Here is a 25,471-nt window from a genome sequence, read left to right as displayed (position 1 = left end):
GCGGGGAGAAGGAGATGGTCGCGGACATCGGCGTGTTCATCTTCGTCAAGGCGCCTTACGGCGCCTTGATCTCCATCATACCGGTGGCGGTGCGGGCCGAATATTGCGGCCGGTACATGTCCTCCACCGTGGCCGCCGGATGGGCATAGGTGCCCGGCGTCACCGCACGCACGACATAGGCCAGCATGATGTTGCGGTCGCCATCGCCGTCATTGGGATTGAATGCCGCGACGAAACGGTCGTCGCGGAATTCGAGATGGGCGGCGTCGGTTTGCGCCAGCCAGGTGAAGTTCGACAGCTGGGCGCTGGAAACAAGGCCCGGATTGTCGATCTCGAAGCCGGCCGGCAACAGGTCGGTGATCAGCAGGCGCGAAGGCCAGCGGTTCTGCTCGTAAACCTTGAGCACGACCACGTAGCGTTCGTTCTGCGTCGCCTCGGTGACGTTGGCTTCGGTGCCATCGAGCTTGTAGTAGGTGCGGTCGATGGTGAAGCCGTCGCCGCCGGCCGGCAAGGGCTCTACCGGCGAGGCGACCGTGGTGACGACCGCCTGCAGCGGCGTGGCGCCGGTGTTGGCGATGGTCAGCGGGCTGTCGGCAATGTCGGTGCCGCTGAGGTGGTTGGAATACCCACCGGCATGCGGCGCGCCGTTGACCGAGAGCGTGATCGAGTCGTTGCCCGACTTCAGCGCGCGGGCCGCCAGAAGCATCCAGGACTCGTCCTGCGTGCTGGTCCAGCGGGCATCGGCGCGTTCCCTTGCCACCAGCCGGATCAGCTCCGGCACGATGGTCGGCACCGGCTTCGATTCGGCGGCGAGCGCCAGGATCGCGGCGCCATCACGCAGCCGCGAGCCATAGTCGGACCGGTAGTAGTCGTACTCGGTGGTCGACTTGGCCAGCTGCAGCGCCGTCTGGAAGGTTGCTTCCGAACGTTGCGCGTCGCCGTAGAGCGCCAGGCTCGCCGCCAACTGGGCGATGGCCATCGGGCTCGAGAAGGCTTCGAGCTTGGTGTCGGCGTAGTAGCGCAGATCGCCGACCGAGGCCTTCTTGTTGCGGGCCAGAACATAGAGCGCGTAGGCGATTTCGCTGCCGCGATCCTGGACGTCCTGGTCGTAACCGACCGAGTTTTGCAGATTGCTCAGCGCCTGGCTCATCGCCGGGGCCGGCACGTCGTAGTTCTGCTCGCGCGCCCGGGTCAGGAAGTCGGTGACGTAAGAGTCAAGCCACAGATCGCCGGAGCCCGGACCCCACAGGCCGAAGCTGCCGGCCGAAGCCTGGTAGCTCAGCACCTTGTAGATGGCCGCCTGGACGCGGTCGTGCAGTTCGGGATCGCTTTGCATGCCGACGCCGGACGCCAGATCGTTGACGTAGAGAAGCGGCATGGCGCGGCTGGTGGTCTGCTCGGCGCAACCATAGGGGTAACGGTCGAGCGTCATCAGCAGCGACGGCACGTCGAAGGCGGCAGCCTGCGAAACGCCGACGCTGATCGAGGCGCCGTCGAGCAGGCTTGCCGCGAGCAGCTCCTTGTCGATGCGCAGCGAGCCGCCATTGCCCTTGAGGTCGACGACCAGACGGGTGGTGACCGGCAATTGCGCCGGACGCATCGGAACATACAGCGTCTGCTCGACGGCGGTGCCGTCGCCATGGGCGAGCTTGATGGTGATCGAGGCATTACCCGCCGTCTGTGCAACCAGCGGCACAGTCAGCGTCTGGCGCTTGCCCTTGGCGAGAGTCAGCTTTTCGGGCAACGGCTTGTCGCCGGTCGAGAGGTCGCCGGTCGTGGCGATCGACAGGGCATAGTCGCCCTCCGGACCGTCGGTGTCGGCGACATCGAGCCGCATGATCGCTGCATCTCCAGGCGCCAGGAAGCGGGGCAGGCCGGCGGTGATCACCACCGGATCGCGCACGATGACATCGGTCGTGGCATGGCCGACGGCCTCCTTGGTCCAGGCGACGGCCATGACGCGCACGGTGCCGTTGAACTGCGGGATGTCGAAGTCGATCCTCGCCTTGCCGTCGGCGTCGAGCTGGACCGGGCCGGAGAAGAAGGCGACCAGCTTTTCGGTCGGCGGACTGCCTTGCGGCTGCATCGAGGCGCCGTCGCCGCCGGTCCTGAGCTTGCCGCTGGTGCCGAGCGAGCCGTCGATGAGACGGCCATAGATGTCGCGGACTTCGAGCCCGAGCATGCGCTGGCCGAAATACCAGCCCTCCGGATCCGGCGCCTTGTAGTTGGTGAGGTTCAAAATGCCGACATCGACGGCAGCGACCGTGACATAGGCATTGCTGCCCGGCGCTACGCCGGCGACCGAAACCGGGATCGACAGCTGCTGGCGCGGCATCGTCTTGTCCGGCGGCGTCAGGGTAACCGCGAGCTTTTTCGAGCCTGGGTCGACCGTCAGCCATTTTACGCCGATGGCGCGCGCCGGCATGCGGGTTTCCTGCGCATCGCCGGGCCGGAACAGGGTTGCGGTGATGTAGGCGCCGGCGCCCCAGTCGTCACCGACCGGGATGTCGACCGTGCTGCCGCCGGCCGGCACGGTTGCCGTGACCGTCTTGAGCAGCTTGTCGGCGCCGATGGTGACCAGCAGTTCGCCGGCAAAATGCGGCGACACTTTCAGCTTGGCCACGTCGCCGACGGCATAGCTGTCCTTGTCGAGAGCGATCTCGAGCCCGTCAGGCGTTTCGGTGGAGGTCGAGGAGACATACCAGCCGGCGTCGAACTCATAGCTGGTCGCCGGGCCCTCGGGATCGGCAGTCTCGATCTCGAGCCGGTACTGGCCCCAGTCGACCGGCATCGTCACGGTCGCCTCGGCATCGGCGCTGAGATCGACCTGGCCGTTGGCGATCGATTTGGTGAAGGTGACCGGTTCGTAGTTCCACGAGTTGTTGTTGCGATACCACTGGTAATTGCGTTCGACCTTGACCAGCGACCACTGCGCGCCCTTCAGCGTCTCGCGCTTGCCGTCGGGATCGACCGCGATGAGGCTGAATTTGGCGGTGCCGCCCTGCGGCACCTCATTGTCGGCGAAATCCGGACGAATGCCGATCATGTGGCCTTGCGGGCGGATGCCGATGTTGAGCGAGCGCTCGATGGCGCGGCCGCCGGTTTCGCGCATGCGAACCGTGACCTTGGCGTCGACCAGCTTGGTGGTCGCGGGCAATTGGTCGACCGTGACCGGGAAGGTCGCCTTGCCGTCGTCGCCGACCACCGGCAGACCGGTGAACGGGGTCACCGAAGGCTCGGCCGACTGCTCGTCGGCAAGGCCGAACGAATAGCCGGCGAAACGGTCCCAGTCGCGCGCTGTCGACAACGTCAGCTCGCCTTCGAGCGCGAGGCCGGCGGCCGGCGCGCCATAGAGGAAGCGGCCGTCAATGTCGATGTTGGCGGTTTCGCCCTGTGCGATCTCCTGCTTGTCGGACTTCATGTCGAACTCGATGCGATCCGGCACGAAGTCTTCGACCAGGAACATCTGGCTGGAAACGGCCGCCTGCTTGGGATCGGTATAGATCGACACCGTCCAGGTGCCGCGCATGGCGTTGGCTTCCAGCGGCAGGTCGACGGCATAGCCGCCGGCCGAGACGCCATCGGCAACGATGCGGCGGTTCTCGACGCCGTCGGGACGGGTGAAGATGAAGGTCAGCGGCAGGTTTTCCACCGCTTTGGAGGCGCCGTCGCGGGCAAGGGCTGCGACATGCACATCCTCGCCGGCGCGGTAGATGCCGCGTTCGGTCCAGGCATAGACATCGAGCGCGCCCGGTGCGGCGCGTCCGGCGACGCCGCGATCGGACAGATCGAAGCCGGCGCGGCCCATGTCGAGGAAGACGAAATCGTTGTCGCCCTGCTTGGCCATCAGAACGGCCGGCACCATGCCGCCGTCGCCGCGCGTCAGGCCGGGGTTGAAGACAGCATGGCCTTCGGCGTCCGACGTGGCTGTGCCGAGGAGTTCATTGTTCCTGGCCAGCAGCGTCAGTTCGGCGCCGGCGATCGGCTTGGCGGTTCCGAGCGAGCGGGCAAAGACATTGAGGCCATCCTGGCCGGTATAGGTCGACAGGCCGATGTCCGAGACGACGAACCACTGCGTGGCAAGCGAATTGTAATTGTCCTCGTCATTTTCATTTACCGCTTGCGCGGTCAGCACGTAGACGCCGGGCTTGCGCTGCGGCAAGGCTTCGTCGACCGGGAACGAAGTCGTGACGTCCTTGTTGAGGTCGTTGGCGATATCGAGCTGCCCCTGCCAGACCGGCTCACCCATCTGGTCGGAAATGCTGGAGATATCATAGCCGTCGAGCTGCTTCAGGAACTGATAGCCGGACAGAAGCTGCGCCAGCGAACGATCCCCGATGCGGTAGAGCTTCATCTGTGCGGCATTCATGTTGACGGTGACGACCGGGATGCCGCGGCGGGCGCCGGCGGGCAGCACGAAGCTGTCGCCGGTGAAGCGGGCGGACGGCGCGCGGTCCTGCACATAGATCGACAGCACGACCGGAGCGGCGGTGACCTCGCCAATGGCGGCCGGCAGACCGGCGCGGAAGGTCACTTCGTAATGTTGGCCGTGCTCCAGGCCTTCGACGCAGATCTGCTTGTCCTTGGCCTCGACGCCCTTGGGCGGCTGGTTGTCGACGGTGACGAACTGGGCGTAGTCGACGCCGGTCTTCACCAGCTCCTCGGAAAACTGCGCGCAAATGCGCGGCGCGCTGGTGTCGGCGTCGATCGAGTGATCGATGACGCGGAAGCCCTTGCGGGCCTTGAGATCCTCATATTCGGCCTTGACCGCCGGCGAACTGACCAGCGCGAGGCTGGCTTCATAAGCCTGCAGGGCCGGACGGTAGAGATCGCGGCGGTCGAGGCCGTTGCCGAGCAGCGCCAGCACTTCGGCGCGGGTCTTGGTGGTGCGCAGCAATTTGTAGGCGTTGATGGCGGCGGAGGTGCCTTTGACCGGCAGATTGTAGGATTCGGAGGTGCCGCTGGCCGGCTGTATGGCAAGCGTTTCACGCGCCAGACCGAGCCAAAGCTGGCCGTCGTCAGGCAGGACCGAGACCGCGGCCTCGTATTTGTTCATGGCCTGGCCATGGTCGCCGGTCAGTGCAGCCTGTTCGGCGGCGGCGCGGAGTGATTCCAGCCCGTCGGTCGGCTTGTCATAGGCCGGATCGGTCAGCTTGTTGCGGTATTGCTGGGCCTGGTCGGCCATCCAGTTGGGGAAGAAGGCGAGTTCCGGCGGGGCGCCGATATCGGGGTCGCCATCGACATTGACGACCTTGCCCGCGACCGCGCCGCTGAAGGGTTTCAACTGGTTATAGTCGGATTTTAGGAAGCACCATTTGGCCTTGTTGTTGTAAGTAAAGGCGCGGCAGGCGGGGTCGCCGAGGCATGTCGTCTTGCACTGATCGAGGCTGACATTCTGGTCCGATCTGAGATCGAAGCCGAAATAGTCGGAATTATTTGAGGTCACCACCCGGCGGGCTTCGGCCGCTTGCGCTACAGACCCCCAGGCGAAAATGAGAAGAATCAAGATCGACAGACCACGAGCCGCCGCGCGCATCGCCATAACACCCTCCAGACACTGCTACGTCCGCGGCATGTTCAAGCTTCAGTCAAGCTTGTCAACACGAGGACGGGCAGGTTTCCGCCCGCCAACGGTTCCCAAACCGGCCAATGACCGGTATGCCGATAGTTCATCCACGGGAAAGGGATCACGCTTTCTTGCGAAAACGCAGAAGGTGTGAATTCCAAGCCCTGCCTATTTCAGACAATTGGATTGTGGCCCCTTTACGAGCGCTTCAAAACTTCATTCCAATTTTAGTTTTGTAACCTAGGTTGTCCTGATGCCGGCGTATGAAGCGCAGATGTCGAAGGTAAGTGCGCCACGGTGCACGCTTTCGCGCGCGCTGATTGTGGCGTTGGCGTGCTCGACCGTGCTCGTTGCCGAATCGGGGTCGGCGGCCGCCTTCGAGCTCTTCGGCATCAAATTGTGGGGCTCTTCGAATGACGAGGACGCCGATATCGTCGACCCGCTGCGCTATGCGGTGACCATCGAAGCGCCCGATGCCGACAAGGACTTGGTTAAGAAGCTCGAAAACGCCTCGTCGCTGAAATCCGACGAGGACCGCCCGGTTTCCGGCTCGCTCGGCCTTTTGGCCAAGGCGCGTAGCGACCGCGAACAGCTGGTCGCCGCGCTTTATGCCGACGCCCGTTATGAAGGCGTCGTCACCATCACCATCCAGGGCAAGGCGCTGGACGATTTGCCGCCCGATGCCGAATTTACGGGTCCGCAGCCGATCCCGGTGGTGATCAGCATCTCGAGCGGGCCCAAATTCACGCTCGGCAATATTCGGCTGGAGGGCGATGCCGCCGGGCTGGCGAGCGCCGATTTCGGCCTGATAGCCGGCGGCGATGCCGGCTCGGGCGCCGTGCTCAAGGCCGAGGCGCTGATCGTGCGGGCGCTGAAGCAGGAGGGCCGGCCGCTGGCCCGGATCACCGACAGGCAGGTCGTGGCCGAGCACACCACCTCGACGCTAGACGTGACGCTGACGGTGGCCGCCGGGCCGGTTGCCGGTTATGGCGACACCACCGTCGATGGCACCGAGAAGGTCAATCGCGAGTTCACTGAATATATGACCGGGCTGAAACGCGGCCGGCAATATTCGCCCGACGAGATCGACGATGCCCGCGACCGGCTGCTGAGGCTCGAAGTGTTCAACAGCGTGACGCTGAAGGAAGCCGACAGTCTCGACGCCGACGGCAACATTCCGATCGGCGTTCAGGTCAGCGAGCGCAAACCACGCTATTTCGGCGTCGGCGGCACTTTCTCCAACACCGAAGGGCTAGGCCTGGAAGGCTATTGGGGCCACCGAAATCTGTTCGGCCGGGCCGAAAAGCTGCGCATCGAGGGCAAGATCAGCGGCATCGGCAGCAACGATCTCAGCGAGCTCAACTACAATGCCGGCATCATGTTCGAGAAGCCGGGCGTGATCGGGCCGGCTTCGAAATTCATCGCCAGCGTCAAGACCGTCCTCGAACATCCCGATGCCTACGACCATTTCTCGGTCAAGGGCAGCACCGGCCTGTCCTATGAGATCGACAAGAAGCAGACGGTTTCGGCTGAAATCGCGCTGGACTATTCCAGGATCACCGACGCCTTCGGCAAGCACAAATACCTGATCGCCAGCATTCCGCTGCAATATGTCTATGACAACAGGGACAACCGGCTCAACCCGACCAGCGGCTTCAGGGTTCTGGCCTATGCCGAACCGAGCTACGACATTCTGAGCGGCGCCGCCTTCCTCAAGCTCAGGGGCGAGGGGTCGGCCTATCAGTCGCTCGACACGGCCTCGAAATTCGTGCTTGCCGAACGCGTCGCGCTGGGTTCGATCGTCGGCACCGGCCTTCAGAACGTTCCAGCCGACAGGCGCTTCTATTCCGGCGGTGGCGGCTCGGTGCGGGGCTATGCCTATCAGGGCATCGGACCGAAGGACATCGACAACCAGCCGATCGGCGGGCTTTCCTTCTTCGAAACATCGGTCGAAATGCGCATTGCGCTGACCGACACGATCGGCATCGTGCCGTTCGTCGACGCTGGCACTGTCTCGACCACAGCGACGCCGGACTTTTCCGACGTGAAGGTCGGCGCGGGCGTTGGCCTGCGCTACATCACGCCGTTCGGGCCGCTGCGCATCGACGCCGCCGTGCCGCTCAACCGCGACCGTGGCGACCCGCGTTTCGGCATCTATGCCGGGATCGGACAGGCGTTCTGACGATGAAGATTTTGAAACGCATCCTTCGCCTGTTTTTCTACACGCTGCTGATCGTGGCGGCGGCGGGCATCGGCGCGTTGGTCGTGCTGACCAAAACCGAGCGCGGCCGCGAAAATCTCGCCGGCATCATCTCTGACATGGCCTCGTCAGGGGACAGCAAAGTCACGGTCAGCGGCATTAACGGTATCTGGTCCGGCGCGCTGACGGTCGACCATGTCGTGCTGGAAGACCGCGAGGGCGCCTGGCTGGTGGCCCGCAAGGTGGCCGTCGACTGGTCGCCGCTGGCGCTGTTGTCGAAGAATTTCAGCGCCGACCGCATAGCGGCCGAACGGATAGAACTGGCACGGCTGCCTGTGGCGAGCACCGAGCCGAGCAAGAGCGGGTCGACCGGCCTGCCGGTTTCGCTTGATATCAGAGCGATCGATTTGCCGGAGATCGCGCTCGGCCAGCAACTTGCCGGCAGCGGCATTGCCGAACTTGCGGCCAAGGGATCGGCCAAGGTCGATGCGTCGCCGCTGGCGATCCAGACGGTGCTCAACGTTACCCGCCATGACGGCAAGCAAGGCAATGTCGACGCCAACATCCACTTCGCGCCGGATGAAAACAAGCTTGACCTCGATCTCAAGGCTTCCGAGCCGGCCGGCGGCATCATCGCCAACCTGCTCAAGCTACCCGGCGCGCCGCCGGTCAACATCGTCGTCTCGGGCACCGGGCCGCTGGCCAACTGGAGCGGCGTCGGCACCTTCATGGTCGATGGGCAGATCGTTACCCAGCTCACCGGCCGGCACCAGCTGACCGACAAGGGCAACCGGATCGAGGCCAAGGGCGACGGTTCGTTCGAAGGGTTCCTGCCGGAACGGTTCAAGTCGCTGTTTGCCGGCAAGACCAGTTTCGACCTCGCCGGCACCGCGACCGCAGCCGGCGGCGTCGACATCGAGCGCGCTGCAATCGAGAGCGACGCAGTTCATGGTACCGCTGCCGGCATGGTCGACCCCAACGGCGCCAGCGACCTTTCGGTCGAACTCGTGGCCAAAGCCAAGCCGGTCACGGTCAATGTCGGTACCCAGGCGCAGCCGATCATGGTGGCCATCAACAATGTGACCGCGCGCGCCTTCGGTGACGGCAAGGCGCCGATGATTGACGCCAGCGCTTCACTGGTCTCGGTGGTGGCGGGCGGCTCTCAGGTGAACAATCTGGATGCGAAGATCCATTCCGACGGTTTCGACTTCGAGAACCGCAGCGGCCCGGTCAGCGTGTCGCTGGCGGCGGCCGGACTGAAGACCGACGTCGCGACGCTGGCGCCGCTGGTGACCGGCAAGCTGACGGCCTCTCTTGCCGGTTCGATCAGCAGGGACGAGATTTCGCTCGACGAAGGCACGCTGCGCAGCGATGCTCTCAATGCCGGGCTGACGGCCAAGGTGACGCTGGCCGATCTCGCCATGACGCTCAAGATGAATGCCGATGCTGTGTCGACGGCGCTGCCGCCGCAGATCAGTTCGCTGCTTGGCGAACGGGTCAAATTCTCGGCGACCGCGACGCGCGATCCGCAGGGCTCTTTCGCCGCCAACTCGATCGAACTCACTTCCGGTTCGCTGAGCGCCAGCGGCACCGCCAGCGCGCAAGGCAGCGATATCCAGGCCGACATCAAGGGCAAGCTCGGCGACGTCTCGGTGCTGTCTTCGCTGGTCGGCGTGCCGGTCGCCGGCGGGATCGATTTCGCGCTGACGGCAAGCGGCGCGCGCAACGCACCGGATTTCTCGGTTTCGGCCGACAGTGCCAGCCTGACGGCCTCCGGCCGCACGGTCAAGGACATCAAGCTGACCGCATCGGGCAAGGCCGACATTGTGAGCCCGGCCGCAGATGTCTCGCTGACCGGCGCGGTCGACGAACAGCCGCTCGCCATCAAGGCGGCGCTGGTGACGAGCGATGGCAAGCGCTCCATCAAGGGGCTCAGCGTAGCGCTGGGCGACAACAAGGTGTCGGGCGACCTCGCGCTCGATGAAAAATTCTTGCCGCTGGGGACGCTGACGATCTCCGCCCCCGACATCGCGCCGCTGGCGTCGCTGGCCGGGCAGACGGTGGCCGGCGATATCGGCGGCACCGTGGTGTTCTCCAAAGACGGCGAGGCGCCCACCGTCACCATCAATGCAGCCAGCGTGTCGATCGCGCGCGGTGATGTGGCAGCCAAGGCAGTCACCGTCAGCGCACTGATCGCCAACTATCTCAACAGCCCTGCGATCTCCGGCACGATCAAGGCCGACAGCGTGACCTCGGGAACGACCGTCGTCAGCGGCATCGGCGTCGACCTCAAGCGTGACGGCGACTGGACGAATTTCACCGGCGGCGCGACCATATCAGGCATTCCGGCGACAGCTGCCGGGCGGGCGAAGATTGCCGGCGGCGCGACCAGCGTCGAGATCGCGTCCGGCGAGGCGACGGTGCGCGGCATCAAGGTGGCGATCGCCGAGCCGTCGAGCCTGACCATTGCCGATGGCATCACCAACATTCAAAGGCTGGTAGTCGATCTCGGCGGCGGCTCGGTGACGCTGTCGGGCACGGCGGGCCAGACGCTCGATCTGGCGGCGACCTTCTCGGCGCTGCCGGCTGCGCTTGCCAATGGCTTTTCGCCCGGCCTCGATGCCGCGGGCACGCTCGACGGCACGGCGCAAATCACCGGGCCGTCAGCAAATCCCGACATTCGCTTTAATGCAAAACTGGCCGGCGCCGAGACCAGCCAGACCCGTCAGGCCGGGCTCGGACCGCTCGATGTCGATGCGGCCGGCAGCTATTCGACGGCCGGCGGCGTCGTGCTGGATCAGGCGACGCTGTCGGGCCAAAAAATCTCCGGCAAGGCAGCCGGCACCGTCAACCCGAACGGCGCCAGCGATTTCGCGCTCGATCTGACATCGTCCGGTCCGAGCCTGCCGTTGACGCTGGGCAGCGCGGAAAGCCCGATCAAGCTCGAATTGCAGGCGCTGTCGGTGAAGGCGGCCGGGCAGGCTGCGCAAGCCAAGCTCGACATCTCGGCGGTACTGCCTTCGGTGGCGACGGATGACGCCAAGGTCGAGGGCATTGCGCTTGCGCTGCATTCCGATGCATTTGATATGAAAAGCCGAACCGGTCCGATCTCGGGCACGGCGACGGCGGACAAGATCGGTCTGGACAATCCGACCATCGCGCCGCTGATCGCCGGCAAGATCACCGCCAAGATCGCCGGCACCCTGGCGGCGGACGCGATCACCATCGACAGCGGCTCGGTGCAGGCCGATGCGCTGGGCAGCGCCTTCAATGGCCGTGTCGGCTTTGCCGATGGAGCAATCGACCTCAACCTCAACGCCGACGTGCTGTCGGCGGCATTGCCGGCGGCGGCGCGCAGCGTGCTGGCAGAGCGCACGCAGCTCAGCGCCACGCTGAAGCGGGATGCCAATGGCAATTTCAGCGCCAATCCGGTCAGACTGGTGTCGGGCGCACTGACCGCGGACGGTCAGGCCAGTCTCGCCGACAACAAGCTCAGCGCAGATATCAAGGGTGCACTGGCCGACATCTCACTGTTGTCGAAAGATGCCAAAGGCGCGATCAGCTTCGCACTCAGCGCGCAGGGGCCTAGCCTGGCGCCGGACCTGTCGCTGACAGTCAACAGCGACCGGCTGCTGGTGGCGGAACGCGAAATCACCGGGTTGAAGCTGACCGCCACCGGCAAGGCCGACGCCGCCAATCCGGCGGCCAATGTGCAACTGACCGGCAATGTCGCAGGGCAGGCGCTGCAAGGCAGCGCGGTGCTGGCGACGGCCGACGGCAAGAGCGCCATCAACGGCCTGCTGCTGTCGCTCGGCAACAACAAGATCTCCGGCGACCTTGCGCTCGACGAGGCTTTCGTGCCGGTCGGCACCATCGCGCTCGACCTGCCGGATATCGGGCCCCTGGCGGCGCTGGCGCTGGAAAAGGCCGAAGGCGACGTGCGCGGCACCATCGCCTTCTCAAAGACCGCGGATGGCCCGAACGTCGCCGTCAAGGCTGCGACCGCTTCGATTACGCACGGCGACCTGCAGGCGAAGACGGTGTCGATCGATGCGCTGGTCGCCAACTATCTCGCCGCGCCGGTCATCTCGGGCAAGATTCGCGCCGACAGCGTCATTTCCGGCGGCACCGCCATCAGCGGCATCGATGTCGATTTGAAGCGCGACGGCGACTGGACCGGGTTTTCCGGCGGCGCCACCGTCAAGGGCATTCCGGCGAAGGCTGCGGGCAGGGTAAAGGCGGCTGGCGGCACCACCACCATCGAACTCGCTTCCGGCCAGGCCACGGTGCAGGGCATCAAGGCGGCCATCGCCCAGGCCTCGACCGTCAGCATCGCGAACGGCACCATGACGCTGGACAAGCTGGTGCTCAATCTCGGTGGCGGCACGGCGACGGTGACCGGCAAGGTCGGGCAGGCACTCGACATCAGCGCCGCGCTGTCGAAGGTGCCGGCCTCACTCGCCAACAGTTTTTCGCAGGGCCTCCAGGCCGCCGGTTCGATTTCGGGAACAGTCGAGGTAACCGGCGCGCCGGGCAATCCGGCTGTCGCTTTCGATATCGATGCTGGTGGGGTGCAGACCTCGCAGACGCGCAGCGCCGGTCTTGGCGGCATGAATATCTCTTCGTCGGGAACATTCGCCGGCAAGAAGCTCACCTTCAACGCCGACATCAGCGACGGCGCCGGGCTTGGCCTCAAGGGCGGCGGTACGGTGACGACGGCCGGCACACCAGCGCTGGTGCTCGACTTCAACGGCAAGGTGCCATTTTCCTTCCTGGCCGCCAAGCTTGCGGCGCAAGGGCTGTCGCTCAGCGGCACCGCCAACGTCAATATCCAGATGCGCGGCCCGGCGGCGTCGCCGGTGATCGGCGGCACGGTCAGCACGTCGGGCGCCCGCCTGGTCGACGCGCGTTCCGGCCTTGCCGTCAACGACATTGCCGCCGACATTTCGATCGGCAACGGCGTTGCCCGGATCAACCGGCTGACCGGCACGCTGTCGACACGCGGCAGCCTGTCGGCCTCCGGCACCCTCGGCATCAATCCGGCGCAAGGTTTCCCAGCCGATTTGTCGATCAAGCTGGTTGACGGCCGCTATACCGACGGCAGGGTGGTGACAGCCAATCTCGGCGGCGACCTGACCATCAAGGGGCCGCTCACCTCTGCGCCGGTGATTTCGGGCACCGTCAACCTGGCCAAGACCGTCATCACCGTTCCCGATAAGCTGCCGGGCTCGCTGGCAGCGCTCGGTGTCAAGCACAAGAACGCGCCCGCCTCCGTGCGGGCGCAGGACAAGGCCTTGCGACCGGCGGCGGCCAGCGGGGGTGGCGGCAGTGGACTTGTCCTCGACGTCACGGTCAATGCGCCGAACCAGATCTTCATCCAGGGCAGGGGTGTCGATGCCGAGTTCGGCGGTTCGCTGAGGCTGACCGGCCCGGCGGCTTCGCCGCAGGCGGTCGGCACCTTCACCTTGCAGCGTGGGCGGCTGTCGATCCTCGGCAAGCGGCTGACCTTTACCGAAGGCACGGTCGGCTTTTCGGGCTCGCTGGTGCCCTACCTCAACTTGACCGCGACATCGACCACGACCAGCGCCACCGTCACCATCGTCGTCTCGGGCGAAGCGACCAATCCGAAATTCGACTTCTCATCGGTGCCGGCGCTGCCCGAGGACGAGGTGCTGGCGCAGCTGATTTTCGGCCGCTCTATGTCGAACCTGTCGCCGCTTCAGATCGCGCAGTTGGCCGAGGCCGCCGGCCAACTGGCCGGCGTCGGCGGCTCGACCTCGCTGCTCGAAAACCTGCGCAGTGCAATCGGCGTCGATGACCTGGATGTGACCACCGATGACCAGGGCGGCACCGCCGTGTCGGCGGGCAAGTACCTCAATGACCGCACCTATGTGACGATCCAGAAAGGCGACAGGCCAGGATCGGGCAAGGCGACGATCGACCTCAATGTGGGACGCGGCGTCAAGCTGCGCGGCGAGGCCAACGATGGCGGCGAGGCCAAGGGCGGCATATTCTACGAAAAGGAATATTGAGTTCCTGGCCCTTACCGCCACCGGAACTGGCGCTGTCTCAACCCGCCCAAATGTATCAATTACTCGCCTAAGCAGATTCCGGCGGAATCTGGGCGCGCTAGCACTTTTGCGCCAAGTCTGTCGTTATCACGCGAACCGCTCCCTTTTCAAAGTTGCACATTCCCTAACAGGTTCCGTAGCCATGCCGTCTTTGACATCACGGCAGGGATGCGGAATGTTAAAAGGCGGAAAGCCAACAATGGGAGTTAAGGTATGACAAATTACAAGAGTAATGGCGATCGCGTTCCCGATCACATCCTGGCCATGGCCGAAGAAGCCAAGGCAGGCAAAGTCGATCGCCGCGAGTTCCTCGCCATGGCGAGCGTGTTCGGCGCGTCGACTGCGATGGCCTACGGCATGCTCGGCGTAGCCGTGCCGACCCAAGCCAGGGCCGAAGAGGTGCAGGGCAAGAAGGGCGGCATCCTTAAAGTCGCGCAATGGGTCAAGGATCCCAAGGATCCGCGCAAGGCCGACTGGTCGGAAATCGCCAATGCCGAGCGTCAGGCGCTTGAGCCGCTGGTCAAGTACACCAGCGAATACACGTTCCGCCCGTACCTTCTGGAGAGCTGGGAGGTCAACGACGACGCCACCGAGTACACGCTGCATGTGCGCAAGGGTGTGACCTGGTCGAATGGCGATGCCTTCACCGCCGATGACGTCATCTTCAATCTCAAGCGCTGGGCCGACAAGAAGGCCGAGGGCAATTCGATGCCTGGCCGTCTCGGCACGCTGGTCAAGGACGACAAACTCGACGAAAGCGCCGTGACCAAGGTTGACGACCACACCGTCAAGCTGAAGCTCGGCAAGGCCGACATCGCGCTCATTCCGAACATGTGCGATTATCCCGGTCTCATCGTCCACAAGAGCTTCGACGAGAAGGGCGGCGACTTCAAAGCCTGCCCGATCGGTACCGGTCCGTTCGAGCTCGTCTCCTACGATGTCGGCCAGAAGGTGGTCTACAAGCGCCGCGAGGACAACAAGTGGTGGGACGGCGAGGTGTTCCTCGACGGCATCGAATTCGTCGACTACGGCACCGATCCGGCAGCCATGGTCAGTGCCTTCGAGGCGGGCGAAGTCCATACCAATTTCGAGACCTCGGCCGACTATGTGTCGATCCTCGACGGACTGGACCTGGTCAAGTCCGAAATCGTCACCGCCTCGACCATCGTGTGCCGCACCAACATCAACAACAAGCCTTACGGCGATCAGAAGGTGCGCAACGCGCTGCAGTTGGCGGTCGACAACAATGTCGTTCTGCAGCTTGGCTACGGAAATGCCGGCACGGTGGCTGAAAACCACCATGTCTGCCAAATCCACCCGGAATATTACGAGCTGCCCAAAGTCGCTCGCGATCCGGCCAAGGCCAAGGCGCTGATGGCGGAAGCCGGCCAGGCCGACTTCGAGCATGAGCTGATCACGGTCGACGAAGACTGGCACAAGAATACCGGCGACGCCATCGCCGCGCAGATGCGCGACGCCGGCCTCAAGGTAAAGCGCACGGTGCTGCCGGGCTCGACGTTCTGGAACGACTGGACCAAGTACCCGCTGTCGATGACCAACTGGAACATGCGCCCGCTCGGCGTTCAGGTTCTGGCGATCGGCTATCGCACTGGCGAGGCGTGGAACGAGTCGGCCTATTCCAACCCCGAATGGGATGCCAAGCTCAATGCAGCATTGGCTGTCGCCGATGCGGCCAAGCGCAAGGAAATGATGAAGGACATCGAGCAGATCCTGCAGGATTCCGGCATCATGATCCAGCCATACTGGCGCAAGCTCTACAGCCACTCGGTCAAGGCGGTGCAGAATTACAAGATGCATCCGACCTTCGAGCGCGACTACGGCAAGGTCTGGCTCGACCAGGCGTGATTGGAACGTCAGGGAAGGGGCGCTTCGCTCCTTCCCGTCACGCCTCGCATGGCCCAGAACCGGAAGCCGCCGCAGCAAAAAGTTGCGGACTCTCCTGAAAGACCGTTCAATAAAACTGGGTTGATTGCATCCGAGTGCCGATTTGACGGCCAACTCTGCCGGCAACGGCAAAGCTGGTTTTTCGAACTGGCTCCAACCCCAACCAGACCGGCAGGGGACCGCCATGCTTTCTTTCGTAATCCGGCGTCTCGGCACCATGGCATTGACGATGCTGTGCCTGACGATGATCGTCTTCTTCCTGATCAACCTCGAGCCTAATTTGAAGAAGCTGGCGATCAGCCAGACCGAAATGCACACATCGGCCGAACAGCTCGAAAGCTGGCTGGTCAACCATGGCTACCGGCAGAACTTCTTCGTGCGCTACGGGCAATGGCTGGGCGTCGTCCCGAAGCAACCGGTGACCGATCCGGCGACCGGCAAGCCGACGCAGCGTTTCTCCTTCTGCAACGATCCGCTGGAGCCGAAATTCTCCGGCATCCTGGAAGGTGATTTCGGCTGCTCGACCAAGTTCAAAACCTCCGTTGCGTCAAAGCTCTTCCCCGCACTCGCCGCCACCGGTATCCTGATGCTCTGTGTGCTGTTGGTGATGGTGCCAATTTCGCTGCTGATTGGCATCCTGGCCGGCATGCGCGAGGGCTCGCGAACGGACCGAACGCTGTCCGTCGCATCGATCGCGTCGACCGCGACGCCCGAATATGTGTCCGGCGTCATCTTCACCGTCATCTTCGCCTCCTGGCTCGGCTGGCTGAACGGTTCGGCCGCCTCGGCAAGCCAGGGCATCACCTTCTACAATTTCACCCTGCCGGTGATGACGCTGGCGATCTACGGCATCGGCTACATCGCCCGCATGACACGCGCCTCGATGGTCGAGGTGATGACGCAGCAATATATCCGCACCGCCCGGCTGAAAGGGCTTTCCTTCGGCAGCGTCGTCGTCAAGCACGCGCTGCGCAATGCGCTGATTGCGCCGTTCACCGTCATCATGCTGCAATTTCCCTGGCTGCTTACCGGCGTCGTCATCGTCGAGGTGATGTTCCGCTACCAGGGCTTTGGCTACACGCTGGTCGAGGCCGCCGGCAACAACGACATCGATCTGCTGCTTGGCTGTTCACTGGTCTCGGTGTTCATCGTGCTGATCACGCAGCTCATTTCGGATGTCGGCTACGCGTTCCTCAATCCGCGTATCAGAGTTCAATAGGGGGCTGGGGCAGATGCAGGTCGAATATATCGGTGCCTTCAATGTCGTGCTCGGCGTGATTGGGCGTTTCTGGCCAGTCTGGTTAGGGCTTGCCCTGGTGATGGGGGTGAGCTTCACCTACAAGAAAAGGCTCGGCCTCTACGGCCAGTTGTTCGATAGCGGCGTCGGCATAGTCGGTGTCGGCATCTGCCTGTTCTGGCTGTTCACGGCAATCTTCGCGTCGACCGTCGCGCCCTTCGATCCGCTCGCCCAGGTCCCGATCATGAAGGATGCGCTGCCGGGCGCGCTCGAGCCGGTATCGAAACTCATCTACTATTTCGGCGGCGACAAGCTCGCCCGCGATGTCTTTTCGCGCATGGTCTATGGCAGCCAGATCGTGCTGATCATCGCACCGGCGGCGACCGGTTTCGCGCTGATGGTCGGCATCACGCTCGGTCTGCCCGCCGGCTACTATGGCGGCCGCATCGACACCGTGCTGTCGTTCCTGGCCAATCTGGTGCTGGCCTTCCCGGTGATCCTGCTGTTCTACCTGCTGGTGACGCCGGGCATCATGGACACGCCGATCCCCTACGCCATGGCCGGGCTGTTCTTCATGTTCCCGATCATCTTCTTTTCCGTGCTGTTCTGGACCCGCTACAAGAACCGGCCAGACCGGCTCTACATATTGCTTGGGCTGACGCTGGTCATCGGCGGCTGGGTCTATGCCGGCCTGGTGTTCGATGCCGATCCGTTCAAGATCATCCACATCGACCCCAACCAGCTCAACATCTTTGTGGCGGTGGTGTTTGCTTCCAGCCCCGGCGTGTTCCGCATCGTGCGCGGCCTGGTCATGGACATCAAGACCCGGGACTATGTGGCGGCGGCGCAGACGCGCGGTGAATCGCCCTGGTACATCATGCTGTGGGAGATCCTGCCCAATGCGCGCGGTCCGCTGATCGTCGATGCCTGCCTGCGCATCGGCTACACCACGATCCTGCTCGGCACGCTCGGCTATTTCGGCCTCGGCCTGGCGCCGGAGAGCCCGGACTGGGGCACCGCGATCAAGGACGCCAGCCGCCTGCTGCGCTCCTTCATCCATCCGGCGCTGCCGCCGACGATCGCGCTGATGTCGTTCGTGCTGGGCCTGAACCTGCTCGCGGACTCGCTGCGCGAACAATCGATGAAAGACTGATCAGCGGGTTCGGCCCGCAGAGCATGATCCCGAAAAGTGGTACGCGGTTTTCGGATAAGATCATGCTCAAACAAGAAGACAAGGATTGGAGCGACCCATGAATGAGGCAGTTCGAAATCCCGGAGAACCGATCATCGAGATCGAGAACCTGTCGATCTCCTTCTTCACCCGCAAGGGCGAGATCCCTGCCGTCATGGATTTTTCCTGCACAGTGATGCCGGGCGAGGCGATGGGCATCGTTGGCGAATCCGGCTGCGGCAAGTCGACCGTGTCCCTTGGCATCATGCGCGACCTCTCCAACATCGGAAAGATCGTCGGCGGCAAGATCAAGTTCCAGGGCAAGGACATGGGCGAGCTGTCCGACGAGGAACTGCGCTCCATCCGCGGCAACAAGATCGCCATGATCTACCAGGAGCCGATGGCGAGCCTCAATCCGGCGATGAAGGTCGGCCAGCAATTGATGGAAGTGCCGCTGATCCACGACAAGGTGTCGAAGGAAGAGGCTTACAAAAGAGCGCTTGAAATGGTGCGCTCGGTGAGATTGCCCGATCCCGAACGCATGATGCGCTCCTATCCGCACCAGCTTTCCGGCGGCCAGCAGCAGCGCATCGTCATTGCCATGGCGCTGCTGTCGAAGCCGGCGCTGCTGCTGCTCGACGAGCCGACGACGGCGCTCGACGTGACAGTGGAGGCCGGCATCGTCGAACTGGTCAGGGGGCTCGGCGAGAAGTTCGGCACGTCGATGATCTTCGTGTCGCACAATCTGGGTCTCATCCTCGAGACCTGCGACCGCATCACGGTGATGTACTCGGGCGAAGCGGTCGAGACCGGCAAGATCAAGGACGTGTTCGATCGGATGCGCCATCCGTATACGCAAGGGCTGTTCCGCTCGATCCCGCTGCCGGGCGCCGACAAGAATTCACGGCCGCTGATCGCCATCCCCGGCCAATTGCCGCTGCCGCATGAGCGGCCCAAGGGCTGCAATTTCGGCCCGCGCTGCCACCATTTCGTCGAGGGCGTCTGCAATGCCGCCGAAATCCCGATGATCGAGGTTGCCGGTCACGAAGGGCATTTCTCGCGCTGCGTGCGCTTCAACGAGATCGACTGGGAGGCGCTGCCTCCCGGCGCCAAGAAGGTCAATGAAAAGGTGGTGCCCGGCGCGCCGGTGCTCAAGATCGAGGATCTCAGAAAATACTACAAGGTCGGCGGCAGCGAAGTCTTCGGCTCGAGCGAAGGCCGCGTCGTCAAGGCCAATGAGACGATCTCGTTCATGGCGCGCGAATCCGAGACCGTCGCCATCGTCGGCGAGTCCGGTTGCGGAAAGTCGACACTGGCCAAGGTTCTGCTCGGACTGGAGACGGCAAGCGCCGGCACAGTGACGCTGGGCAACAAGGAGATCCAGTCGACCAGCATCGAGAAGCGCAGTGTCGAAACGGTGTCGTCGATCCAGATGGTGTTCCAGAACCCGTTCGATACGCTCAATCCCAGCCACTCCGTCGGTTCGCAGATCATCCGCACGCTGGAAAAATTCAAAGTCGGCAACAATGTCGCCGAGCGGCGCAAGCGCATGCTGGAACTGCTCGACCTGGTTAAGCTGCCGCGCGCCTTCGAGACGCGCAAGCCGCGTCAGCTGTCAGGCGGCCAGAAGCAGCGCATCGGCGTGGCGCGCGCCTTTGCCGGCGATGCCAAGGTGGTGGTGGCCGACGAGCCGGTCTCGGCACTCGACGTCTCGGTGCAGGCGGCGGTGACCGAACTGCTGATGGACATCCAGCGCAAGAACAAGACGACGATGCTGTTCATCAGCCACGATCTGTCCGTCGTGCGCTACATCGCCGACCGGGTCGTCGTCATGTATCTCGGCTACATCGTCGAGCAGGGCACGACCGACCAGATCTTCGCGCCGCCCTATCACCCCTACACAGAGGCGCTGCTGTCGGCGATCCCGATCGCCGACACCAGCGTGGTGAAGAGGCACATCGTGCTCGAGGGCGATATCCCGTCGGCGATGAACCCGCCGAGCGGCTGCCCGTTCCAGACGCGCTGCGGCTACAAGAAACTGGTGCCCGACAATCTGTGCGAGACCAAGGTTCCGCCGGTTAAACATCTCGGCGACGGCCATATGAGCCTGTGCTGGCTGTCCGACGATGTGCTGGCGACGATGGAGCCGGTGATCAAGTTCGACAAGGAACATGCCGCGCATGAAGGCGTGCCGGAAGACGCACCGCATGGCAGCGGCCCGGGTTCTACAGGAACAGCGCCCAACCGGCCGCGTGGCAAATCGTCGAGCGCGGAAGCGGACGAGATCGGCGAGGCCGTGGAGCAGGGCCAGGCTGGGATGCGAGCCCGTCGCACCAAAGTAGTCGACGAGGCTTCCGAAACCGGTGTTAAGAAGCCGAAAGATACGACAAGGCGGCACTAAACAGCGAAAGGTGCTAGTTTTCGCATTGCCGTAACTGCGCGTTCAGTTGCTGCATTGCTGCAACTGAACGGCATAGTCGCGGGCCATCTTTTCGGTCGCCCTGGCATAGCCCTGCACGCCGGCATCGCCACGGTTGCCGCGGCCGTAGGCGGTCCAGCCGAGATAGTAGGCGAGATAGAGATTGTAGGTGTCGTTGCGGGCGACGCCGAACGTGTCTGATGTCTTGGAATGATACCAGCCGACGAAATCGACGGCATCGGCAAACTTGGTCCGCCGCGCCGCCCAGCTGCCGGTTTCGCTCTGATATTGCGACCAGGTGCCGTCGAGCGCCTGCGAGAAACCGGTGGCCGACGAGACATGTTTCCACGGAATGAAGCCGAGCAGTTTGGTACGCGGCGGCCTGGCATTGCTCTTGAAACCGGATTCCTTGCGCACCGTCGCCATCAGCACGGGGACAGGGACGCCGTATTTCTGCGAGGCGCGCTCGGCGGCCGACTGCCAGTTGTCGAACCAGCCGTCGTTCTGGTCGAAGACGGCGCAGACATTGTTGATATGGTTGGGCGGCGTCGCGCAGGCCGGCAAAGCCAGCAGCACGCCAACCGCTACAATTTTACTCAAACTCGAACTACGCATTGGAAAACGAATAGGCCGAAATCATAAAGGGAATCTTGCGGTGTTTCTTAACGGCTTGCCGGCCTGGCTGCGCTCGGTGGGCCTGTATCATTATTCCGACCTTTCGCGTCGCCTTTATCTCCATCAGAATTCAAAAATGCCGCCTTGGATAAAATCACGCCCGCGAAGGGCGGATTTCTGACAGCGATATCCGGATGCCGGCGCTCTGATGCCAGGCATGAATGAACCAAGACGAAAGCGCGGCGCGGAGCGAACCAGCAACCGGGGGCCCGCCGCCATCCCGCAACTTCCACTGCGGCGGGTGACCAATCCCTATCCGCCGATGGCGATGCTCTCAGTCGGCCAGGTCGAAGCGATCCACCAGGCGTCGATGCACATTCTGGAAAATTTCGGCATCGAGGTGATGTCTCAGCGGGCGCTGGCGCTGTTCGAGAAGGCGGGCGCAAAAGTCGACCATGCGACCGCGAATGTCCGCATCGACCGGGGCCTTGTCGCCGAGGCGCTGAAGACCACGCAGTCCAGCTATCGGCTGACGCCGCGCAACCCCGCCAACACCATTCATCTCGGCGGCAACACGATCAATTTCACCCTCGTCGCCGGGCCGCCCAATGTGCACGACATGGAGCGCGGCCGGCGCGCTGGAAACTTGCACGACTATGCCGATCTGACCCGGCTGGCGCAGCATTTCAACTGCATCCACATGCTCGGCAACCAGGTCTGCGCGCCGGTGGAACTGCCGGCCAACACCAGGCACATGGATACCTATTTCACCAACCTGACGCTGACCGACAAATCGTTCCATGTCTCGGCGATCGGACGAGGCCGGGCGCTGGACGGCATCGAGATGATGGCAATCGCGCGCGGGCTGACGCTGGACGAGATGCGCGATGATCCCGGCATTGCCACCATCATCTCGGTCAACTCGCCGCGGCGTTTCGACGAGATGATGGCCGAAGGGCTGATGACCATGGCTGAGTTCGGCCAGTCGGTGGCGGTGACGCCGTTCACGCTGATGGGCGCGATGAGCCCGGTGACGCTCGCCGGCGCCCTGGCGCAGCAGAATGCCGAGGCGCTGTTCGGCGTGGTGCTGACGCAACTGGTGCGCCCCGGCGCGCCGGTGATGTACGGCGCCTTCACCTCCAACGTCGACATGAAGTCGGGCGCGCCGGCCTTCGGAACGCCGGAGAACACCAAGGCCAACATCGCCTCGGGGCAATTGGCGCGGCGCTACAATCTGCCCTACCGCACGACACCGGGGTCGGCATCGAATGCGGCGGACGCGCAAGGCGCCTACGAGACGCTGATGGCGCTGTGGGGCGCTGTGCTCGGCCACGGCAACCTCGTCTATCATGCCGCCGGCTGGCAGGAGGGCGGGCTGACGGCATCGTTCGAAAAGCTCATCATTGATGTCGAGATGATCCAGCACATGATGGAGTTCTTGCGCCCGATCGTCGTCGACGAGGCGGAGCTTGCGGTCGAGGCGCTGGGCGCGGTGCCGACCGGCGGCCATTTCTTCGGCGAACCGCACACGCTGGAACGCTATGCCACCGCCTTCTACCAGCCGATACTGTCCAACTGGCAGAATTACGAGGCATGGCAGGAGGCCGGCGGCCTCGACACGACGGCGCGCGCGACCCGGCTGTGGAAGAAGGCGCTGGAAGACTATGTCGAGCCGGTGATGGATATCGCCGTGCGCGAGGCGCTGGAGGCGTATGTGGCCAGGCGCAAGGAAGCGATCGGGCAGGGCGAGCCGTGACTTTTTCAGCGTCGGCGCGCGGCGCTGCCTTTCTGATTCACCTTATCTCCTCAACTCATTGATAACAGAGCAAAACTCATGAAATCGCATGCAAAGGTCGTGGTCATTGGCGGTGGCGTCGTCGGGTGCTCCGTGCTGTTCCATCTGGCGCGTCATGGCTGGACCGATGTCATGCTTTTGGAGCGCGACGAGCTGACCTCCGGCTCGACCTGGCATGCGGCCGGCGGCATGCACACGATCAATGGCGACCCCAACGTCGCCAAGCTGCAGAAATACACGATCTCGCTCTACAAGGAGATCGAGGAGCTGTCGGGACAGGCGACCGGCGTACATCTGACCGGCGGCGTGCTTCTGGCTGCAACCGAGGCGCGGCTCGACTGGCTGCGCGGCGTCGTCGCCAAGGGGCGTTACCTCGGCATCGACCTCGAGGAGATATCGGCCAATGAAGCGGCCGAGCTGATGCCGCTGCTCGACCCGAAACAATTCGTCGGCGCCGTCCGCAACAAGGAGGACGGCCATCTCGATCCCTCCGGCGTGACGCATGCCTATGCCAAGGCCGCGCGGAAACTGGGCGCCGAGGTCGAGCGCTTCACCAAGGTCGAGGACATTGTGCGCCGGCCCGACGGCATGTGGCGCGTCATCACCAACAAGGGCGAAGTGGTGGCCGAGCATGTCGTCAATGCCGGCGGGTTATGGGCGCGCGAGGTCGGCCGCATGGTCGGGCTGGAGCTGCCGGTGCTGGCAATGGAGCACATGTACCTGATCACCGAGGATATGCCCGAGGTGGCGGCGTGGAACGCCAAGACGGGGACCGAGATCATCCATGCCGTCGATTTCGATGGTGAGCTGTACCTGCGCCAGGAGCGCGGCGGCATGCTGATGGGCACGTACGAGAAGGCCAATAAGGTCTGGTCCGAATTCCAGACGCCGTGGAATTTCGGTCATGAATTGCTGGAGCCGGACATCGACCGCATCGCGCCGTCGCTCGAAGTCGGCTTCAGGCATTTCCCGGCCTTCGAGAGGACCGGCATCAAGCAGATCATCAACGGGCCCTTCACCTTCGCGCCGGACGGCAATCCGCTGGTTGGGCCGGTGCGTGGCCTTCCCGGCTTCTGGGTCGCCTGCGGCGTCATGGCGGGCTTTTCACAAGGCGGCGGCGTCGGCCTGGCGCTGTCCAACTGGATAATCGAGGGCGATCCCGGCGCCGACATCTGGGCGATGGATGTCGCGCGCTACGGCGACTGGGCGACGATGGCCTACACCAATGCCAAGGTGCGCGAGAACTATTCGCGCCGCTTCTCGATCCGTTTCCCCAATGAGGAGCTGCCCGCCGGGCGGCAGCTGAAGACGACGCCGATCTATGATCTGCTGTCGGCCAAGGGCGCGCAATGGGGCGTGTCCTATGGGCTGGAAGTGCCGCTCTGGTTTGCGCCCGAGGGTGTCAAGGACGAGTTCTCGTGGCGGCGGTCCAGCGATTTTTCCCATGTCGCCAATGAGGTCGCGACTGTTCGTGAGAGCGTCGGCCTGGCGGAGATTTCGAACTTCGCCAAATACAAGGTGACGGGAGGAGGGGCGGCCGCTTGGCTCGACCGGGTCTTTGCCTGCAAGTTGCCCAAGCCAGGCCGCATGACGCTGGCGCCGATGCTGAAGGATGACGGCAAGCTCATCGGCGATTTCACGCTGGCCAATATCGGTGCCACCAATTCCAACGGGACCGAGTGGTTCATCGCCGGCTCCGGTATCGCCGAGCAGTATCATATGCGCTGGTTCGAGGCGCATTTACCTGCGGATAGCTCAGTGCGCATGGAGGCGCTGGGGCAGAAACTGACCGGTCTGGCGATCGCCGGACCCAAGGCGAGGGAGGTGCTGGCGAAGGTCAGCCGCGCGGATGTCGCCAACACCGCATTCCCCTTCATGGCGGTCGCGAAAATGGACATCGGCACGGCGCCATGCCTGGTCGGCCGCGTCAGCTACACCGGCGATCTCGGCTACGAGATCTGGGTGCCGCCGGAATATCAGCGCGCTGCCTTCCAGGCGTTGATGGCGGCAGGCGAGGAATTCGGCCTCGGCCTGTTCGGCTCGCGCGCGCTCAATGCGCTGCGGCTGGAGAAAAACTACGGCTCATGGGCGCGCGAATACCGGCCGATCTACGGGCCGCTGGAGGCCGGGCTCGACCGTTTCGTCGCCTATGGCAAGGATGCCGATTTCGTCGGCAAGGCCGGCGCTCTTGCCGAGCGCAAGCAGGGGGGCAAGCTCAGGCTGCGCACATTTATCCTCGATGCCGACGATGCCGATGTCATCGGCGACGAGCCGATCTGGTACGATGGCGCGGTGCGCGGCTGGGTGACGTCGGGCGGCTATGCGCATCACTCGAAGAAATCCGTCGCCATCGGCTATGTGCCGAAGGAGATCGCAGACAAGAGCGACGGCTTCGAAATCGAACTTTTGGGCAAGCGCCACGCGGCGCGCGTTCAGGCAGCGCCGCTCTTTGACGCGAACTTCGAGCGAATGCGCGCCTGAAGCGCTTCGGC

At 63.7% G+C, this 25,471-nt stretch carries 10 protein-coding genes; 8 read left to right on the top strand and 2 right to left on the bottom strand.

Features of this window, described 5'->3' with window-relative positions; genetic code table 11:
- Positions 1-55: 55 nt before the first annotated feature.
- Positions 56-5,542, bottom strand: coding sequence for an alpha-2-macroglobulin family protein (locus NKI64_RS12115; RefSeq protein WP_352668135.1), 5,487 nt, complete (start codon positions 5,540-5,542; stop codon positions 56-58).
- Between the two features lie 277 nt (positions 5,543-5,819).
- On the opposite strand from NKI64_RS12115, the gene NKI64_RS12110 reads away from it, so the two are divergent.
- From NKI64_RS12110 to NKI64_RS12085, 6 genes are all read left to right on the top strand, one after another.
- Positions 5,820-7,748 (top strand): autotransporter assembly complex protein TamA, encoded by a 1,929-nt coding sequence (locus tag NKI64_RS12110; protein ID WP_352668133.1) that lies wholly within the window; start codon positions 5,820-5,822, stop codon positions 7,746-7,748.
- Between the two features lie 2 nt (positions 7,749-7,750).
- The gene (locus NKI64_RS12105; protein WP_352668130.1) at positions 7,751-13,798 is read left to right on the top strand and encodes a translocation/assembly module TamB domain-containing protein; all 6,048 of its coding nucleotides are present in this window, start codon (positions 7,751-7,753) and stop codon (positions 13,796-13,798) included.
- A 252-nt stretch (positions 13,799-14,050) separates the two neighbouring features.
- A complete protein-coding gene (locus NKI64_RS12100) occupies positions 14,051-15,703 on the top strand; it encodes an ABC transporter substrate-binding protein (RefSeq protein ID WP_023668187.1) in 1,653 nt (550 codons plus the stop codon).
- Between the two features lie 223 nt (positions 15,704-15,926).
- Positions 15,927-16,961: an ABC transporter permease gene (locus tag NKI64_RS12095; protein ID WP_023668188.1), complete on the top strand. Its 1,035-nt coding sequence runs from the start codon at positions 15,927-15,929 to the stop codon at positions 16,959-16,961.
- Between the two features lie 13 nt (positions 16,962-16,974).
- Complete coding sequence (locus tag NKI64_RS12090) at positions 16,975-18,132, top strand: ABC transporter permease (protein ID WP_352668128.1); 1,158 nt, start codon at positions 16,975-16,977, stop codon at positions 18,130-18,132.
- Between the two features lie 97 nt (positions 18,133-18,229).
- Positions 18,230-20,551: a dipeptide ABC transporter ATP-binding protein gene (locus NKI64_RS12085; RefSeq protein WP_352668126.1), complete on the top strand. Its 2,322-nt coding sequence runs from the start codon at positions 18,230-18,232 to the stop codon at positions 20,549-20,551.
- 42 nt (positions 20,552-20,593) lie between these two features.
- On the opposite strand, the gene NKI64_RS12080 is transcribed toward NKI64_RS12085, so the two are convergent.
- A complete protein-coding gene (locus NKI64_RS12080) occupies positions 20,594-21,184 on the bottom strand; it encodes a transglycosylase SLT domain-containing protein (protein WP_352668123.1) in 591 nt (196 codons plus the stop codon).
- A 217-nt stretch (positions 21,185-21,401) separates the two neighbouring features.
- On the opposite strand from NKI64_RS12080, the gene NKI64_RS12075 reads away from it, so the two are divergent.
- Together NKI64_RS12075 and NKI64_RS12070 are read left to right on the top strand one after the other, a co-directional pair.
- Complete coding sequence (locus NKI64_RS12075) at positions 21,402-22,940, top strand: trimethylamine methyltransferase family protein (protein ID WP_352668121.1); 1,539 nt, start codon at positions 21,402-21,404, stop codon at positions 22,938-22,940.
- 78 nt (positions 22,941-23,018) lie between these two features.
- On the top strand, positions 23,019-25,460 hold the full coding sequence (locus NKI64_RS12070; RefSeq protein WP_352668120.1) for a GcvT family protein: 2,442 nt from the start codon (positions 23,019-23,021) through the stop codon (positions 25,458-25,460).
- Positions 25,461-25,471: the final 11 nt, after the last annotated feature.

Source organism: Mesorhizobium sp. M0478 (genome assembly GCF_040321305.1).
Taxonomy (GTDB): Bacteria; Pseudomonadota; Alphaproteobacteria; order Rhizobiales; family Rhizobiaceae; genus Mesorhizobium.
Note: the sequence above shows the minus strand (reverse complement) of the source record. Positions and strands in the feature narration are given on the sequence as shown.

Bases quoted from the DNA above. Each gene is read 5' to 3' on its own strand.
- NKI64_RS12080 (WP_352668123.1), bottom strand. From the start codon at position 21,184: ATGCGTAGTTCGAGTTTGAGTAAAATTGTAGCGGTTGGCGTGCTGCTG.
- NKI64_RS12105 (WP_352668130.1), top strand. From the start codon at position 7,751: ATGAAGATTTTGAAACGCATCCTTCGCCTGTTTTTCTACACGCTGCTG.
- NKI64_RS12070 (WP_352668120.1), top strand. From the start codon at position 23,019: ATGAAATCGCATGCAAAGGTCGTGGTCATTGGCGGTGGCGTCGTCGGG.
- NKI64_RS12090 (WP_352668128.1), top strand. From the start codon at position 16,975: ATGCAGGTCGAATATATCGGTGCCTTCAATGTCGTGCTCGGCGTGATT.
- NKI64_RS12100 (WP_023668187.1), top strand. From the start codon at position 14,051: ATGACAAATTACAAGAGTAATGGCGATCGCGTTCCCGATCACATCCTG.
- NKI64_RS12110 (WP_352668133.1), top strand. From the start codon at position 5,820: ATGCCGGCGTATGAAGCGCAGATGTCGAAGGTAAGTGCGCCACGGTGC.
- NKI64_RS12085 (WP_352668126.1), top strand. From the start codon at position 18,230: ATGAATGAGGCAGTTCGAAATCCCGGAGAACCGATCATCGAGATCGAG.
- NKI64_RS12115 (WP_352668135.1), bottom strand. From the start codon at position 5,542: ATGGCGATGCGCGCGGCGGCTCGTGGTCTGTCGATCTTGATTCTTCTC.
- NKI64_RS12075 (WP_352668121.1), top strand. From the start codon at position 21,402: ATGAATGAACCAAGACGAAAGCGCGGCGCGGAGCGAACCAGCAACCGG.
- NKI64_RS12095 (WP_023668188.1), top strand. From the start codon at position 15,927: ATGCTTTCTTTCGTAATCCGGCGTCTCGGCACCATGGCATTGACGATG.